Raw genomic sequence first — 14,541 nt, forward strand, 5'->3', positions numbered from 1 at the left:
GTTGGGGGCGGAAGGCACGGTGGGCACGGTGTTCAACATGATCGAGGAGCTGTTCAACCCGGGACGGCGGCACACGGACGAGGAGAAGAAGCGGCTGGAGCTGTCCCGGACCGACGTCGGTGACGGCGATCCGGGACGGGGGCCGATAGACCTCGACTCCGGCACGGTGCTCATACGCCCGGCCGCCCGGGAGGGTGGGGACGGCGCCCCGGAGGGGGGCGACGCCGCCTAGGGCCGCGGTGCCAGGGGGGTGAAGAGGCGCAGCCGGTGGGCGAGGGCCGCGGCCTCCCCCCGGCTCGCGACGCCCAGCTTGGCCAGGATGTTCGAGACGTGCACGCTGGCCGTCTTCGGGGAGATGAACAGTTCCTCCGCGATCTGGCGGTTGGTGCTGCCGGTCGCGACCAGGCGCAGGACGTCCCGTTCGCGGCTGGTGAGTCCCAGGGCCTCGACCGGGTCCGTCTCCGGGGCCGGTGCGGCCGGGCGGGCCTCGTCCGGGGTCAGCGGGAGCCTGGCGCGCTGGGCCAGCAGGGCCAGGTCCTCGCGCAGCCGCCGGGAGCCCAGGCGGTCGGCGGTGGCGTGGGCGTCGCGCAGCAGGCCGGCGGCCGTCTCCCGGTCCCCGCCCGAGCCCAGCAGCGCCTCGGCGAGCCGGTGGCGGGCGCGGGCCAGCAGGTAGGGGCGGTCCAGGGGGCTGACGGCCGCCTCGACGGCGGTCCAGTCGGCGACGGTGTCGCGGCCCTCGGCGCGCAGCAGCTCGGCCCTGAGGTACTCGGCGTGGGCGGTCCACACGGGTGCCGGGGTGGCCAGGGAGCGGGCCGCGGTGCGCAGGGCTTCCAGGGCGGCGGTGCGGCCTTCGTCGGTGCCGGGCAGGCCCCTCGCGTCGGCTTCGGCGGTGGCGGAGGCGAGGAGGAGGGGCCAGGCGTAGCGGTGCTGGCCGGGCGGGAAGCCGTCGGCGATGGCCTGGGCCGTCTCGGCGCGGACGTCGGCGATGCGGCCCTCGCCCTGGGCGACGCCGATGGCCAGCCGGAAGAGCGGGATCCGGTGCTGGGGCTGGCTGTCGTGGGTGCCGAAGTGGACGTGGGCGGCGGCGAGCTGGGCGGCCGCCTCGGTGAGTTCGCCGCGGCCCAGGGCCAGGTAGGCCAGGCGGGCGGAGGCGGAGCCCCGGGGTGCGGCCCCGTGGCCCACGTGCAGGGTGCGCCGGGCCGCTTCGGCGGCCTCGTCCCAGCGGCCGAGGCTGTAGAGGCTCTCGGCCATGTTCCCGCGGACCCAGGCCTCGGTGTCCAGGAGCCGGGCCCTGCCGACGAGTTCGACCCCTTGTTCGGCCAGTTCCACGGCTTCGCGGGACCGGCCCAGTGATTCGAGTTGGGAGGTGATGTTGATATGGGCACGACCTGCCACGGCCGTGAATCCGAGGGCGGCGGCGCGGTCCTTGACCTCGTGGAGTTCGGCGAGGCCGGCGTCGGTGTCCCCGGATTCCATCAGGAGGTAGCCGCGGGTGATCCGGGCGTTGAGCTCGGTCTCCTCGGCGCCGACCATCCGGGCGTACTCCACGGCCCGTTCGGCGGCGGCGAGGTTGCCGGGGCCGGGGTGGTGGAGCATGCCCCAGCCCGCGGCCCGGACGAGGACGTCGGCGTGCACCTGGGACGGGGGCAGCCCCTTGACCAGTTCCTGGGCGGTGGCGATCTCGTGCCAGCCGTCGCCGCGGCCGAGGTTGGCTATGAGGCGGGAGCGTTCGGTCCAGAACCAGGCGGCGCGCAGCGGGTCGCCGCCGTCCTCGTCGAGGATGCGCAGGGCCAGTTTGGTGAGCTTCAGGGCCCGTTCGCGTTCGCCGCCGTAGCGGGCGGCGACGGTGGCCTCCGCGAAGAGGTCGACTCGCTGGAGGGGGGTGGTGGCCGGGTCGCAGCCGCAGGGCGGGTAGACCTCGGTGTAGTCGGCGGGGCGCAGGGCGTCCCGTACCTCGTCGGGGACGCTCTCCCACAGGTCCATGGCCCGTTCGAGGAAGCCGAGCTGCTCGGAGTAGGCGTGCCGGCGGCGGGCGGTGACGGACGCGGCGAGGACGGCGGGGAGGGCCTTGGCGGGGTCGTTGGCGGCGTACCAGTAGTTGGCCAGCCGGATGATCCGCTCCTCGGCGCGGATCAGGGTCTCGTCGTCCTCCAGGGCCTGGGCGTAGCGGCGGTTGACGCGGGCGCGCTCGCCGGGCAGCAGGTCGTCGCTGACGGCCTCGCGGACCAGGGAGTGGCGGAAGCGGTATCCGTCGCCGTCGGAGGTGGCGAGGAGGATGTTGGCGCCGACGGCCGCGCGCAGGGCCTCGATCAGCTCGTCCTCGCCGAGTCCGGCGACGGCGAGCAGGAGCGGGTGTTCGACGGTGGAGCCGCCTTCGGCGACGATGCGGACCACGCGCTGTGCGGCTTCCGGGAGGACCTCGACGCGGACGAGGAGGAGGTCGCGCAGGGATTCGGTGAGCCCGGTGCGGCAGCCGCTCTCGTGGGAGGCGACGAGTTCCTCGACGAAGAAGGCGTTGCCGTCGGAGCGGTCGAAGACGGAGTCGACGAAGGCCTCGTCGGGCCGGGAGGCGAGGATCCCGGCGAGCTGGCGGCGTACCTCGCCCCGGTTGAAGCGGGACAGTTCGATGCGCCGGACGGTGCGGAGCCGGTCGAGTTCGGCGAGCAGGGGGCGCAGCGGGTGGCGGCGGTGGATGTCGTCGGCCCGGTAGGTGGCGACGAGGACGAGCCGGCCCCGGGCGAGGGTGCGGAAGAGGTAGGCCAGCAGGTGCCGGGTGGAGGTGTCCGCCCAGTGCAGGTCCTCCAGGACGAGGACGACGGTGCGGTCGGCGGCGAGGCGCTCCAGCATCCTGGCCGTCAGTTCGAAGAGGCGGGCGGTGCTCTCCTCGTCATGGGGGCCGCGGGGGGTCTCGCCGAGTTCGGGGAGGATGCGGGCGAGTTCGTCCTCCTGCCCGGCGGCCGCGGCGGCGAGTTCGGCGGGCAGCAGGCGCAGCAGGGTGCGCAGGGCCGTCGAAAAAGGGGCGAAGGGAAGGCCCTCCGCCCCGATCTCCACACAGCCTCCGACGGCCACCACGGCGCCGCGGCGGGCGGCCTCGCCGAGGAACTCCTCGGTCAGCCGGGTCTTGCCGACTCCGGCCTCACCCCCGATGAGGAGGGCCTGGGGTTCCTGGTCCGCGGCGCGGCCCAGGGCGTCGACGAGTATGGCCAGTTCGTCGGCTCGGCCGACGAACACCGGGCTGACAGATCTGGTTTCCACGCCGCCGAGCATCGCACACGGGTGCGGTCGCGCGTCAGTCGTTGTCGGTGCGCTCGTCATGTCGCGTCATTCCACGGGTTGCGCGGTGCGGGTTACGCGGCGCGGGTGAAGAGGCTCCGGTGGCGACTCACCGACCTCTCGCGTTCCTGGCCTCGGGAGGAGGTGCGGGAGGCCTTCTTGGCCTCGCGGGCGATCCGGTACTCGTCGGCCTGGCGGATGAGGTCGGCGCGGCGGGCGATGGCGATCTCGGACTCGAACATCTCGTTCTCCCTGGTTGCTCTTCTCGGGCACCTCGTTCGGTGTGATCCAAGATTCGCGTCCCAGAGGGGTGCGGCACATGGGGCTGATGCCGCATCTGTGCGGGCCCGGGGTCCTTAGGCCGGGGCCCCGGGGTCCTGAGAAGGGCTTGAGCCGGGCGGGGGCGGCCTAAGGCAGGGGTAAGGCGGGGCCTATTCGGCGGCCGTCGGGAGGGGCACGAGGAGGTCGAAGTACATGAGTCCGAAGAGCAGGACACCGAGGACGCCGAGGGCGACCGCGGCCCAGGAGACGGAGCGGACCCAGGCGGGGTGGACCCGGCCGGGGGCGCCGAAGGCGGGGGCGGCGAGGACGACGGCGGCGAGGAGCAGGGCCAGGGCGGAGAGGAGGCCGTTGACGAGGGCCGTCATGTGCCAGGCGTCGCCGTACAGGGCGGCGATCTTCTCCTTGGCGGTGGTGGCGTTGGCCGACTCGATCTGGCCGATGAGGGTCTGGCGTTCGCCGATGACGCGGGCGACCCAGCTGCCGCTGAGGGCGACGAGCCCGAGGCCGGCGGCGGTGACGGCGGAGGCCGCGGAGCCGACGCCGGTGGGCCGCTCGGGGAAGGCGTCCGCCTCGTCGTCGGCCGGGTCCTCGCCCGGCTCCTGGTCGGCGTCGGCGTCGGCCTGGGGGGCTGCGGGCTCGGCGGGGGCTGCGGGCTCGGCGGGGGTGGGGGCTTCGGCCTCGGCCGGGGTGCCGGCGGCCGGCTTGTCTTCGGCGGCGTCCGCCTCGGGGGCGGTCGGGGCGGCGGTCTTGGTGGTGTCCATGGCGCGCACCGTAGGCGGCGTTTCTGAGAGGCTCCTGAGAGGGCTCGCCGCCCGTCGGGCCGGCCGGGCCGCAGGGCCCGGGCGGGGCCTGCGGCCGTGGCGGCTACGCAGTGCGGGCGGCGGCCCGTTCCGGGGCGAGGAGCGACCAGATCTCGGTGTCCTGGCGGACGCCGCGGTGCAGGTGGCTCTGCCGCAGGACGCCTTCACGGGTGAAGCCCAGGCGCCGGGCGACGGCGATGCTCTTCTCGTTGCCCACGGCCACGTGCCATTCGACGCGGTGCATGCCGCGTACGTCGAAGGCCCAGTCGATGAGCACCTGGCAGGCCCGGGTGACCAGGCCGCGGCCGGTGCCCGCGGGTTCCATCCAGCAGCCGACCTCGCAGTTGCCGGCCGCGGCGTCGAAGTTCGGGAAGAGGACCCCGCCGACGAGGGTGCCGGCGACCCGGATGCCGTAGAGGCGGGCGCCGTCGGCGGCGGACTTCTCGGCGTTGGCGCGCAGCAGCTGGCGGGCCGACTCCAGGTCGGTGGCGCGGTCGGGGAAGCCGATGAACTGCCCGATGAACTCGCGGCCGCGGTCGATGTGGGCGAGGAACTCCTCCGCGTGCCAGACCTCCAGCGGGAAGAGCTGGGCGTCGTCGGCCAGGTCTATCGCGAACATGCGTGCTTCCTTGGGATGGGTGAGGGGTCAGCGGGACAGTCCGGCCGGGGTCGCGTGGTCCGCGTCCGGCCGCTGCGCCGGAAGTGTCGCACGGGGGGCGCACTCCGGGGGTTCGATGCTGATCCTGGGCAGCCGGCGCTCCAGCCAGGCGGGGAGCCACCAGTTCGCCCCGCCGAGCAGGTGCATGAGCGCGGGGACGAGCAGGGTGCGCAGGACGAAGGCGTCGAGGGCGACGGCGGCGGCGAGCGCGATGCCGAACATCGCGATGATCCGGTCTCCGCTGAGCACGAAGGCCAGGAACACCGAGATCATGATGACGGCCGCCGAGTTGATCACGCGGCTGGTCTCGGCGAGGCCCACGCGCACGGCCCGCCGGTTGTCACCGGTCTCCAGCCACTCCTCGTACATCCGGCTGACGAGGAAGACCTGGTAGTCCATGGAGAGCCCGAAGAGCACCGACACCATGATCACCGGCAGGAAGGGCTCGATGGGGCCGGCGCTGCCCAGGCCCAGCAGCTCGCTGCCCCAGCCCCACTGGAAGATCATGACGACCACGCCGAAGGAGGCGGCCACGGCGGCGACGTTCATGGCGGCCGCCTTGAGGGGGATGCCGAGGGAGCGGAAGGCCAGCAGCAGGAGCAGGCAGCCGAGGGCGATGACCACGCCGACGAAGAGCGGCAGCTTGCCGACGATGACTTCGGCGAAGTCGTCGTAGCCGGCGGTGACCCCGCCGACGTGGGCCTTCACGGAGCTGCCGTGGGCGGCCCGGGGGATGACGTCCTCGCGGAGCCGGTCGACCAGTGCGCTCGTGGCCCGGGACTGCGGGGCGGAGTCGGGTACGACCGTGAGGACGGCGGTGTCCCCGCTGCGGTTGAAGACGGCCGGGCCCGTGGAGGCCACGCCGTGGGTGGTGCGCAGGGCGTCGGCGAGCCGCTGGACGGCGACGCGGTCACCGGCGCCGTCGAGCCGGGCGACGACCGCGAGGGGGCCGTTCACGCCGGGGCCGAAGCCGTCGGCGAGGAGGTCGTAGGCCTTGCGGGTGGTGGAGGCGGCCGGGTTGTTGCCCTGGTCGGAAGTGCCCAGGTGGAGCGAGAGGGTGGGCAGGGCGAGGACCGCCATGACGAGGGCGGCGACCAGGCCGAGGAGTTTGGGGTGGCGTTCGACGAGGGCCGACCAGCGGGCCGCGAAGCCGGTGGGGGCCTCGGGCCGGGGGCCTTCGGCGGCGAGCCTGCGGCGTTCGCGGCGGGACAGGGCCCGCACGCCGATGTAGGACAGGAGGGCGGGGAGGAGGGTGACGGAGGCCGCCACGGTGAGGACCACCGTGAGGGAGGCGGCCATGGCGACCCCGTTGAGGAAGCCCAGGCGCAGCACCAGCATGCCGAGCAGGGCGATGCAGACGGTGGCTCCGGCGAAGACGACGGCCCGGCCGGTGGTGGCGACGGCGTTCTCGGCGGCTTCCGCGACGTCGAGGCCGCGGGCCAGGCCCTTGCGGTGCCGGGTGACGATGAAGAGGGCGTAGTCGATGCCGACGCCGAGGCCGACGAGGGTGCCGAGCATGGGGGCGAAGTCGGCGACGGGCATGGCGTGCCCGAGGAGGGTGATGCCGAAATAGGCGCTGCCGACGCTGACCACGGCGGTGGCGATGGGCAGCAGGCTGGCGGCGAGGGAGCCGAAGGCGAGGAAGAGGACGACGGCGGCCACGGCCACGCCGATGACCTCGGCGAGGTGGGGGCTGGGGGCCTCGGTCAGGCCGATGGCGCGGCCGCCGAGTTCGACCTGGAGGCCGCCCGTTTCGGTGGCGGGGTTCTTCGCCGCGTCGACCACGGCCCTGGCCTGGGCCTTGGGGACGGAGTCGGCCTGCCGGTCGAAGGTGACGACGGCGTAGGCGGTGCGGCCGTCGGGGCTGATCTGGGCGGCGCCGGCGGGGCCCGTTCCGTAGGGGCCGGTGACGGAGGCGATGCCGGGGAGGGCGGCGACGGTGTCCAGGGCCCGGGTCATCCGCTGTTCGACCTCTGGGGTCCGGGCCGACTGATGCTCCGGGGTCCGCCAGACGATGGTGTCGGTGTCGCCGCCCTGGCCGTGGAAGCCGTCGCGCAGGAGGGCGTCGGCCTTGTCGGACTCGGTGCCGGGGACCGCGTAGTCGTTGGAGAACGCCGTTCCGGTGGCCGTTGCCGCGGCGGCGGTCCCGACGAGGGCGAGCAGCCAGATCAGGACGGTGACCAGCCGGTGCCGCATGCACCACCGCGCGATTGCTGCCAACGGACGTGCTCCCTGGTGGTTCGGATCTTCAGCGGGAGTCGGCCCGACGCAAAGAACGCTTGAACTCGTGAAGTCGTGGACTGGTGAGTCGTGAACTTGTGAAAGGTCCGGCCGCCGTGGGCGGCCAGGGTGCTGGGGTTTACACCTCGTTCGACACGATCGCAGCGTTTCGTGATCGTTGGTCGGTTTCGTGCGCATCGTCACAGGCCTGGCCGTCGGCGGGCGCGTCGGCGCGGTAGCCCGGGACGGAGGGCCAGCGGACGGTGAGGACGACGGTGTCCTCCTCCGCGTACCAGGAGTGGTCGACGCCGCGGCCCCAGACCACGTAGTCGCCCTGTTCGGCGAGGACGACGGTGCGGCCGGGGAACTCCAGCCGGAAGCGGCCGCTGATCAGCACCTGGAGGGCGGTGCGCCGTTCGCCGGTGACCCAGCGCTCGCGCGTCTCGCCCTTGGGGTGGACGCCCCACTTGATCTCGACGTCCTCGCTGTGGCGGGGATCGCCCGGCGCCTTGAAGTGGCCCAGCAGCCAGCCGCGGTCGGCGGCGGCGTCGGGGGCGGCCTTGCCGGTGTAGATGGTCTGGTCGTCGTTCACGAGGCGAGGTTATTGCACTTGCGGGGGCGGAGCGTCGGCTGATCAGCTGCGCGCATGACGATGGATCTTGATGAACTCCTGAAGGTGCGCGACCACTACGACGCCGAGGTGCGGCGCGGTGCGCAGGGCCCGTACGTGGAGCGGGCGGGCCGGGTCGTGCGCGTGAGCACGCCCGGCTGGAGCGGGGTGCTGTGGTCGGACCTCGACGAGGAGACGGCGGACGCGGAGATCGCGGCGCAGGTGGCGTACTTCGGTGCGCGCGGGCCGGAGCGGGGCGGGCCGGGGTTCGAGTGGAAGCTCTACGCGCACGACCGCCCGGCCGACCTGGGCGAGCGGCTGCGCGCGGCGGGCTTCGTCCCGGAGCCGCCCGAGACGCTGATGGTGGGTCGGACGGCCGACATGGCCCGCCTGCCGGTGGAGCCGCCGGAGGGGATCAGCCTGCTGCGGGTGACGGACGAGGCGGGCGCGGAGCTGATGATGAAGGCGCACGACCGGGCCTTCGGGGTCGCCCGGCCCCGGCTCAAGGAGGACGTGCTTGCCCAGCTGAGCGAGGACCCGGACTCCATCGAGGTCGTCGTGGCGATGGCCGGGGACGTCCCGGTCAGCTCGGCGCGGATGGAGTTCCGGCCCGGCAGCGCCTTCGCCGGCCTGTGGGGCGGCGGCACGGACCCCGCCTGGCGGGGCCGCGGCATCTACCGCCTCCTGGTGGCGCACCGCGCGCGGATCGCGGCCGAGCGGGGGATCCCGTACCTCCAGGTCGACGCCATGGACGACAGCCGGCCGATCCTGGAGCGGCTGGGCTTCGGGGTGCTGGGCGTCACCGTCCCCTACATCCGGCAGGGTTGACCCGCGGCGGGCCCCCGGGGCTGCCCCGAAATCGCTTTCCGGGCCGCCGAAGACCCGGCAGGATCGCGCGCATGGACACCACCGAACGCACCGGCCCGCCCCTGACCGGGGACGAACGCGAAACCCTCCGGGCCTTCCTCGACTTCCACCGGGCCACCCTCGCCTGGAAGTGCGACGGGCTCACCGACGAGCAGCTGCGCCAGCAGGCCTCGCCGCCCTCCACCCTCTCCCTGCTGGGCCTGGTCCGACACATGGCGGAGGTGGAGCGCCAGTGGTTCCGCCGCACGATCGGCGGGGACACGGAGGTCCCCCACCTGTGGTCGGACAGCCGCGACTTCCAGGCCGCCTACGACGCCTCCGGCGCGACCCGCGCCGAGGCCTTCGCCGCCTGGGAGGCGGAGGTGGCGCACGCCCGGGAGGTGGAGGCGGCCGCCGAGTCGCTGGACGTGACGGCGTACGTGCCGAAGTGGGAGGAGGAGGCCTCGCTGCGCCTGGTGATGCTGCACATGATCCACGAGTACGCCCGCCACAACGGTCACGCCGACCTCATCCGGGAGGCGATCGACGGCACCGTCGGCGCCTGACCGGACCTGACGGTCACCCGCCCCCAGAACCCCCTTATAGTTAGGCCAGCCTAACCTAAGACACTGAGGGAAGAGCGTGAGCGCTGTGACCACCGAGGCCTACGAGGTCTACCGCGACAGCTGGGGCATCCCGCACCTGCGCGCGTCCGACCCGCTCCGCCTCTCCTACGCCCAGGGCCGGACCACCGCCGTGGACCGGGCCTGGCAGCTGGAGGTCGAGCGGCACCGCGCGCAGGGCTCCAGCTCCTCCTTCCTCGGGACCGACTGCGTCCCCTGGGACCGCTTCGCCCGCCAGGCCCGCCTCGACGACACCGCCCGCCGGTGCTTCGAAGCCCTGGACCCGGACACCGCCGCCTGGGTCACCGCCTACGTCGACGGGGTCAACGCGGGCCTGGCCGAAGGCGCGGCCCGCGACGGCCGCTTCGCCGCCGCCGGCCACACCCCGGCCCCCTGGGAACCGTGGGTCCCGCTCTCGATCTGGATCGGCACCCACATCCTCTTCGCGGGCTTCGCCACCAAGCTCTGGCGCGACCGAGTCGCCCGCGCCCTCGGCGCCGAGGCGACCACCCTCTTCGCCACCGACGGCCCCGGCACCGCCGGCAGCAACGGCTGGCTGGTCCCCGGCGACCGCACCGCCACCGGCGCCGCGATCATCGCCGGCGACCCGCACCGGTTCATCGAGGACCCGGGCGTCTACCAGCAGATCCGCCTCGCCTGCCCGGAGTACGACGTCCTCGGCCTGGCCGTCCCCGGCGTCCCGGGCCTGGCCCACTTCGGCCACGCCGGACCGGTCGCCTGGGCCATCACCAACGCGATGGCCGACTACCAGGACCTCTACACCGAACGGCTGCGCCCGGCGGCCTACGGGGTCGAGGCCCTGGGCCCCGACGGCGACTGGGAGCCCGTCGCCCGCCACACCGAGACCGTCACGGTCGCGGGCGGCGAGGACGTCGAGGTCGAGATCCTCGAAACCGCCCGCGGCCCGGTGATCGTCAACGACGACTCCGCCACCCTCTCCCTGCGCTACCCGCCCCGCGTCCGCGCCGACCTCGGCTTCGCCGCCCTGCCCGCCCTGCTGCGCGCCCGCACCGTCGCCGACGTCGACCGCGCCCTGGACGGCTGGGCCGAGCCCGTCAACGTGGTGCACGCCGCCGACTCCGAGGGCGGCCTGCTGCACCGCGTCGCGGGCGCCGTCCCGCTGCGCGAGGCCGCCAACCGGCTGGGCCCCGTGCCCGCCTGGGACGCCCGGCACGCCTGGCGGGGCTGGGCCGAGACCCCCGCCGAGCCGGTGCGGGACTTCGCCGTGATGGCGAACGCGCGCGGCATCGCGGCCCCGCTCGGCGTGGAGTTCGCGCCGCCGCACCGCGCCGACCGGATCCGCGCCCTGCTCAGCGGCGCGGACGACTGGTCCCCGAAAGCCATGACCGAGGTCCACCGCGACACCCGCCTCGCCTCCGCCGAACCCCTCCTCGCCCTGCTTCCCGACCTCGACGCCCTCTCCCCCGCCGCGGCCGCCCTCCGCGACCGGCTGCTGGCCTGGGACCGGCACATGGAGGCCGACAGCACCGACGCCGCCGTCTTCGCCGCCTTCCGCACGGCCGTCGTACGCCGCCTCGCGGCCGACCCCGTCTTCGCGGACCTGGCCGGAGCCCCCGGCGGCCCGGAGGTCTTCCACCCCTGGCTGTACCTGGTCCCCCGCGTCGGCTACGCCCTGGAGGGCCTGCTCACCACACCCCTCCTCCCCGGCCTGGACCGCGCCGCGCACGTCCGCGCCGCCCTGGAGGACACGGCGGCGGCCGGCGCCCCCGAGGCCCCCTGGTCGGACGCGCACCGCCTGACCCCCTGGCAGGCCGTCCCCGACCCGGAGGCCGAGTGGCCCGGCCTGGGCGGCGACCACGACTGCGTCAACGCCACCTCCTCCGTCCCCGGCGTCACCGACACCGTCGCCCGCGCCTCGGCCGCCCGCTACGTCTGGGACCTGGCCGACCGGGAGAACAGCCTCTGGGCGGTCCCGCTCGGCGCGGACGGCGTCACCGGCGCCCCCCACCACCGCGACCAGCTCCCGCTCTGGGCGCGCTGCGAACTCGTCCCGGTCGTCACCGACTGGACCCGCCTCACCAAGGAACCCTCATGACCCGCACCCCCACCTACACCCACCCCGTAGCGGGCTTCGGCACCGTCTCCTTCACCCCCGTCGACCCCGCCGCCGACGCCGCCCTGATCCACAGCTGGGTCACCGAGGAGCGGGCCCGCTTCTGGGGCATGGGCGGGGCCAGCCGCGAGCTGGTGCAGGAGATCTACGAGGACGTGGACCGCCGCACCACCCACCACGCGTTCATGGTCAGCCTGGACGGCGAACAGGTCGCGCTCTTCCAGACGTACGACTGCGCCGAGGACCGGGTCAGCGAGTGCTACGAGGTCCGGCCCGGGGACGTGGGCGTGCACCTGCTGCTCGCCCCCAGCGGCGGCGCGGCCCGGCACGGATTCACGGGCGCCCTGATGGAGGCCTTCCTCACCTACCTCTTCACCGACGCCGGCGCCCAGCGCATCGTCGGCGAACCCGACGCCCGCAACGCCAAGGCCATCGCCCTGCTGGAGCGCACCGGCTTCGAGCTCGGCCCGGAGGTGGAACTCCCGGAGATCGACCTCCCCGAGGTCCACCTCCCGGCCAAGCCCGCCCGCCTGGCCTTCCTCAGTCGACCCGCAGCTCGCTGAGGAACCCGGTCACCAGCGCGGCCCATTCGGCCGGGCGCTCCACGAAGGGGAGGTGCCCGGTGGGCAGTTCCGCGTACCGGGCGCCCGGCACGGCCTCGGCCAGCTCCTTCTGGAGCTCGATGGGCACGAGCCGGTCCTCGGTGGTGGCGATCACGAGGGCCGGCACGGAGACCCCGGCGGCCTCCGCGCGCAGGTCGGCCCCCTTGATCAGGTCGACCTGCCCCACCGTGCCGGCCGACACGGACGCGGCGGTCCCCCGCACCACCTCCTCGGCCTCCTCCGCGCTCAGCCCCTCCAGCACCGCCGGGTTGAGCGCCAGCGGCACCATCAGCCGCGCCAGCAGCTCGTTCTCCCCGCGCGCGGCCAGCTCCGACCACAGGTCACCGACCAGCTTCAGCCGGTTCCCGGCGCGCACGAAGGTGGCGGTGAGCACGAGCGCGGTCACCCTCTCCGGATAGCGGGCGGCGATCCGCAGCGCGACGTTCCCCCCGAGGGAGTAGCCGAGCACGGCGAACGTCTCCAGCCCCTCGGCGTCGGCGGCGGCGACGAGCTGATCGGCGAGCTCGTCCAGCCGCAGCGGCCCCTCGGCCGCCGGGGTGCCCCCGGCCCCCGGGTAGTCGACGCCGACGACGCTGTGGGTGGCGGCGAGTTCGTCGAGGATCGCCCCGAAGTTGCTCTCGACGGCACCCCCGCCTCCGTGGGCCAGCAGCAGACCGGGACCGCCGCTCTCCTTGCGGACGGTGCGGGCGTAGGGGGTGGTGGTGACGGACATGGGAGTCCCCTCGGCATTTCTCTAGCGGTCGTTACGGAATGAACGATACACAGATTCAGTAGCGACCGCTACAGAAATCATCCGTACAAGGGTTTTGTACGGGTGGCGTACGGGCGGTTCACGAGTCAGCGGGGCCGCAAGGGGGGAAAGTGTCCGGCATGCCCCAACGCAACAGGCCCCAGCGCAACGGCTCTTGGAAGGTCGTCGGCGTCCTGCTGGCCCATCAGCGCAAGCTCTCCGGACTCACCCAGGCCAAGCTGGCCGAACTGGCCCACTGCGACGTCGAGTCCATCGCCTCCGTGGAACAGGGCCGCCGACCGCTGTCGGTGAAGATGGCCCAGGTCCTGGAGCCCCACCTCGACGCGAAGGGGGCCGTACTCAACGCGGCGGCCGCGATCCCGCGCCGCGAGCGGTACCCGGCGTTCGCTCGGGAGTACATGGACCACGAGGAGGAGGCGCTGAGCCTGCTCTGGTACGAGAACGCGGCCATCCCCGGCCTGCTTCAGACGCCGGAGTACGCGGAGGCGGTCTTCTCGAACTTCTACCCGCCCATGCCCGCCGACCAGATCACCCAACAGGCCGAGGACCGCTTGCCCGCCAGAAGCTCTTCCAGCGCAATCCGCAGCCGCCGGTGATGCACTTCATCATCGAACAATCCCTGGTGCAGCGTCCCGTCGGCGGTCGAGACGTACTACGAGGGCAGCTACGCCACCTGCGCACGATGGCCGAACTTCCCTTCGTCGGACTCCAGATCATCCGAACCGATCGCGAGACTCACGCGGGCCTCAACGGGCCCATGATCCTCCTGGAAACCCCTGACCACGACCAACTCGGCTACCTGGAAGGCCAACATGTCGGCTTCCTCCAGGACGACCCGGATGAGGTCCATCTCCTCCATCTCAAGTATGGGATGCTGCGTTCGCAGGCGCTCTCCCTCGAGCACAGCAAGAGCCTGCTGGACGAGCTGCTAGGAGAGTCATGACGCACCAACTGGTCTGGTTCAAATCGAGTTACAGCGGTGACGCGGGCGGAGCGTGCCTCGAAGTCGCCTACCACTGGCAGAAGTCGAGCTACAGCGGTGACGCCGGTGGCGACTGCGTCGAGGTCGCCGCCCACCCCGCCACCGTCCACGTCCGGGACTCCAAGGTCACCGGTGGCCCCGTCCTCACCGTCTCCCCCACCACCTGGGCCGCCTTCGTCGGCAGCACCACCCGCTGAGCCCGCCCCGCGTTCAGTCGGACGACGACACCCCGAGGTCCGCCCGCATGGCCGCCCGCATCTCCCGCAGCAGATCCCAGATCTCCTGCTGGGCACGGGAGACCGTCGCCATCGTCTCACCGTCCTCGGGGGCGTCCCGCTCCAGACGCTTCACCTGCCCGTAGACCAGGGTCAGGGCACGGTTGACGGCGGCCGCCTGGCCGAGCACGGCGTCGGGGGCGATCATCTGCGCCTCCGAGTACGTGTCCCGGTGCGCGGCCTTCGCCGCGTCGAGCGCCTCCCGGTCCGCGTCCCCGACCCCGCCCTCCCGCATGACGTGCAGGTGACGGTTGAGGGCGGTCGTGTACTGCCGGGAGTCCCGGTTGAGGGCCGCGTAGCAGCCGCGCCGCAGGGCGAGGTGCTCCCGCTCGTCCTCGTGCGCGCGTACGAGCTCTATCTCCCGCCGTTTGGCCCGCTCCGCGCCCCGCTGGGTGAGCAGCGACGCGCCCAGGGTCCCCGCCACGCCCACGACGGCGATGACCATCGCCCCGATCTCCACGCCTGATCCCCCTCCGTATACAGAAGAGGCGGCCCGTACCGAT

At 73.5% G+C, this 14,541-nt stretch carries 14 protein-coding genes and 1 pseudogene; 7 read left to right on the forward strand and 8 right to left on the reverse strand.

Annotated features, from left to right (window positions below; all coding sequences use genetic code 11):
* Position 1 precedes the first annotated feature (1 nt).
* Positions 2-232, forward strand: coding sequence for a DUF6191 domain-containing protein (locus tag ACFY0O_RS22885; RefSeq protein WP_388949259.1), 231 nt, complete (start codon positions 2-4; stop codon positions 230-232).
* Here ACFY0O_RS22885 and ACFY0O_RS22890 read toward each other — a convergent pair.
* The 6 genes from ACFY0O_RS22890 to ACFY0O_RS22915 all read right to left on the reverse strand — a co-directional run bounded on the left by ACFY0O_RS22890 (position 229) and on the right by ACFY0O_RS22915 (position 7,825).
* Positions 229-3,267, reverse strand: a complete 3,039-nt coding sequence (locus ACFY0O_RS22890; RefSeq protein WP_388949262.1) for an AAA family ATPase — start codon at positions 3,265-3,267, stop codon at positions 229-231. The two genes, ACFY0O_RS22885 and ACFY0O_RS22890, sit on opposite strands and share 4 nt — an antisense overlap.
* A gap of 80 nt (positions 3,268-3,347) precedes the next feature.
* Positions 3,348-3,515: a hypothetical protein gene (locus tag ACFY0O_RS22895; protein ID WP_388949264.1), complete on the reverse strand. Its 168-nt coding sequence runs from the start codon at positions 3,513-3,515 to the stop codon at positions 3,348-3,350.
* Between the two features lie 189 nt (positions 3,516-3,704).
* Positions 3,705-4,316, reverse strand: coding sequence for a hypothetical protein (locus ACFY0O_RS22900; RefSeq protein ID WP_388949267.1), 612 nt, complete (start codon positions 4,314-4,316; stop codon positions 3,705-3,707).
* A gap of 103 nt (positions 4,317-4,419) precedes the next feature.
* A complete protein-coding gene (locus tag ACFY0O_RS22905) occupies positions 4,420-4,974 on the reverse strand; it encodes a GNAT family N-acetyltransferase (RefSeq protein ID WP_388949269.1) in 555 nt (184 codons plus the stop codon).
* A gap of 27 nt (positions 4,975-5,001) precedes the next feature.
* Positions 5,002-7,233 carry an MMPL family transporter gene (locus ACFY0O_RS22910; RefSeq protein ID WP_388949270.1) on the reverse strand — a complete coding sequence of 744 codons (2,232 nt, stop codon included), beginning with the start codon at positions 7,231-7,233 and terminating at the stop codon, positions 5,002-5,004.
* Between the two features lie 139 nt (positions 7,234-7,372).
* Complete coding sequence (locus ACFY0O_RS22915) at positions 7,373-7,825, reverse strand: signal peptidase I (RefSeq protein WP_388949273.1); 453 nt, start codon at positions 7,823-7,825, stop codon at positions 7,373-7,375.
* Between the two features lie 60 nt (positions 7,826-7,885).
* Here ACFY0O_RS22915 and ACFY0O_RS22920 point away from each other — a divergent pair, with 60 nt between their 5' ends.
* The 4 genes from ACFY0O_RS22920 to ACFY0O_RS22935 all read left to right on the forward strand — a co-directional run bounded on the left by ACFY0O_RS22920 (position 7,886) and on the right by ACFY0O_RS22935 (position 11,970).
* Entirely contained in the window at positions 7,886-8,671 is a 786-nt protein-coding gene (locus tag ACFY0O_RS22920) for a GNAT family N-acetyltransferase (RefSeq protein ID WP_388949467.1), read from the forward strand.
* A gap of 71 nt (positions 8,672-8,742) precedes the next feature.
* Complete coding sequence (locus tag ACFY0O_RS22925; RefSeq protein ID WP_388949276.1) at positions 8,743-9,255, forward strand: DinB family protein; 513 nt, start codon at positions 8,743-8,745, stop codon at positions 9,253-9,255.
* Between the two features lie 76 nt (positions 9,256-9,331).
* On the forward strand, positions 9,332-11,389 hold the full coding sequence (locus ACFY0O_RS22930) for a penicillin acylase family protein (protein WP_388949278.1): 2,058 nt from the start codon (positions 9,332-9,334) through the stop codon (positions 11,387-11,389).
* Complete coding sequence (locus ACFY0O_RS22935) at positions 11,386-11,970, forward strand: GNAT family N-acetyltransferase (protein WP_388949281.1); 585 nt, start codon at positions 11,386-11,388, stop codon at positions 11,968-11,970. Before ACFY0O_RS22930 ends, ACFY0O_RS22935 begins: the two co-directional genes overlap by 4 nt.
* Here ACFY0O_RS22935 and ACFY0O_RS22940 read toward each other — a convergent pair.
* The gene (locus ACFY0O_RS22940) at positions 11,948-12,742 is read right to left on the reverse strand and encodes an alpha/beta fold hydrolase (protein WP_388949284.1); all 795 of its coding nucleotides are present in this window, start codon (positions 12,740-12,742) and stop codon (positions 11,948-11,950) included. The two genes, ACFY0O_RS22935 and ACFY0O_RS22940, sit on opposite strands and share 23 nt — an antisense overlap.
* Before the next feature lie 158 nt (positions 12,743-12,900).
* On the opposite strand from ACFY0O_RS22940, the pseudogene ACFY0O_RS22945 reads away from it, so the two are divergent.
* Together ACFY0O_RS22945 and ACFY0O_RS22950 are read left to right on the forward strand one after the other, a co-directional pair.
* Positions 12,901-13,724 (forward strand): annotated as a pseudogene (locus ACFY0O_RS22945) (helix-turn-helix domain-containing protein).
* On the forward strand, positions 13,721-13,960 hold the full coding sequence (locus tag ACFY0O_RS22950; RefSeq protein ID WP_388949287.1) for a DUF397 domain-containing protein: 240 nt from the start codon (positions 13,721-13,723) through the stop codon (positions 13,958-13,960). Before ACFY0O_RS22945 ends, ACFY0O_RS22950 begins: the two are co-directional and overlap by 4 nt.
* Before the next feature lie 13 nt (positions 13,961-13,973).
* Here the strand turns inward: ACFY0O_RS22950 and ACFY0O_RS22955 are convergent, their stop codons facing one another.
* Complete coding sequence (locus tag ACFY0O_RS22955; protein WP_388949290.1) at positions 13,974-14,498, reverse strand: hypothetical protein; 525 nt, start codon at positions 14,496-14,498, stop codon at positions 13,974-13,976.
* Positions 14,499-14,541 lie beyond the last annotated feature (43 nt).

Origin of the sequence: Streptomyces sp. NPDC001594 (genome assembly GCF_042893675.1) — a bacterium.
Classification (GTDB): Bacteria; Actinomycetota; Actinomycetes; order Streptomycetales; family Streptomycetaceae; genus Streptomyces.

Bases quoted from the DNA above. Each gene is read 5' to 3' on its own strand.
- ACFY0O_RS22890 (WP_388949262.1), bottom strand. From the start codon at position 3,267: ATGCTCGGCGGCGTGGAAACCAGATCTGTCAGCCCGGTGTTCGTCGGC.
- ACFY0O_RS22895 (WP_388949264.1), bottom strand. From the start codon at position 3,515: ATGTTCGAGTCCGAGATCGCCATCGCCCGCCGCGCCGACCTCATCCGC.
- ACFY0O_RS22900 (WP_388949267.1), bottom strand. From the start codon at position 4,316: ATGGACACCACCAAGACCGCCGCCCCGACCGCCCCCGAGGCGGACGCC.
- ACFY0O_RS22905 (WP_388949269.1), bottom strand. From the start codon at position 4,974: ATGTTCGCGATAGACCTGGCCGACGACGCCCAGCTCTTCCCGCTGGAG.
- ACFY0O_RS22920 (WP_388949467.1), top strand. From the start codon at position 7,886: ATGGATCTTGATGAACTCCTGAAGGTGCGCGACCACTACGACGCCGAG.
- ACFY0O_RS22925 (WP_388949276.1), top strand. From the start codon at position 8,743: ATGGACACCACCGAACGCACCGGCCCGCCCCTGACCGGGGACGAACGC.
- ACFY0O_RS22935 (WP_388949281.1), top strand. From the start codon at position 11,386: ATGACCCGCACCCCCACCTACACCCACCCCGTAGCGGGCTTCGGCACC.
- ACFY0O_RS22940 (WP_388949284.1), bottom strand. From the start codon at position 12,742: ATGTCCGTCACCACCACCCCCTACGCCCGCACCGTCCGCAAGGAGAGC.
- ACFY0O_RS22950 (WP_388949287.1), top strand. From the start codon at position 13,721: ATGACGCACCAACTGGTCTGGTTCAAATCGAGTTACAGCGGTGACGCG.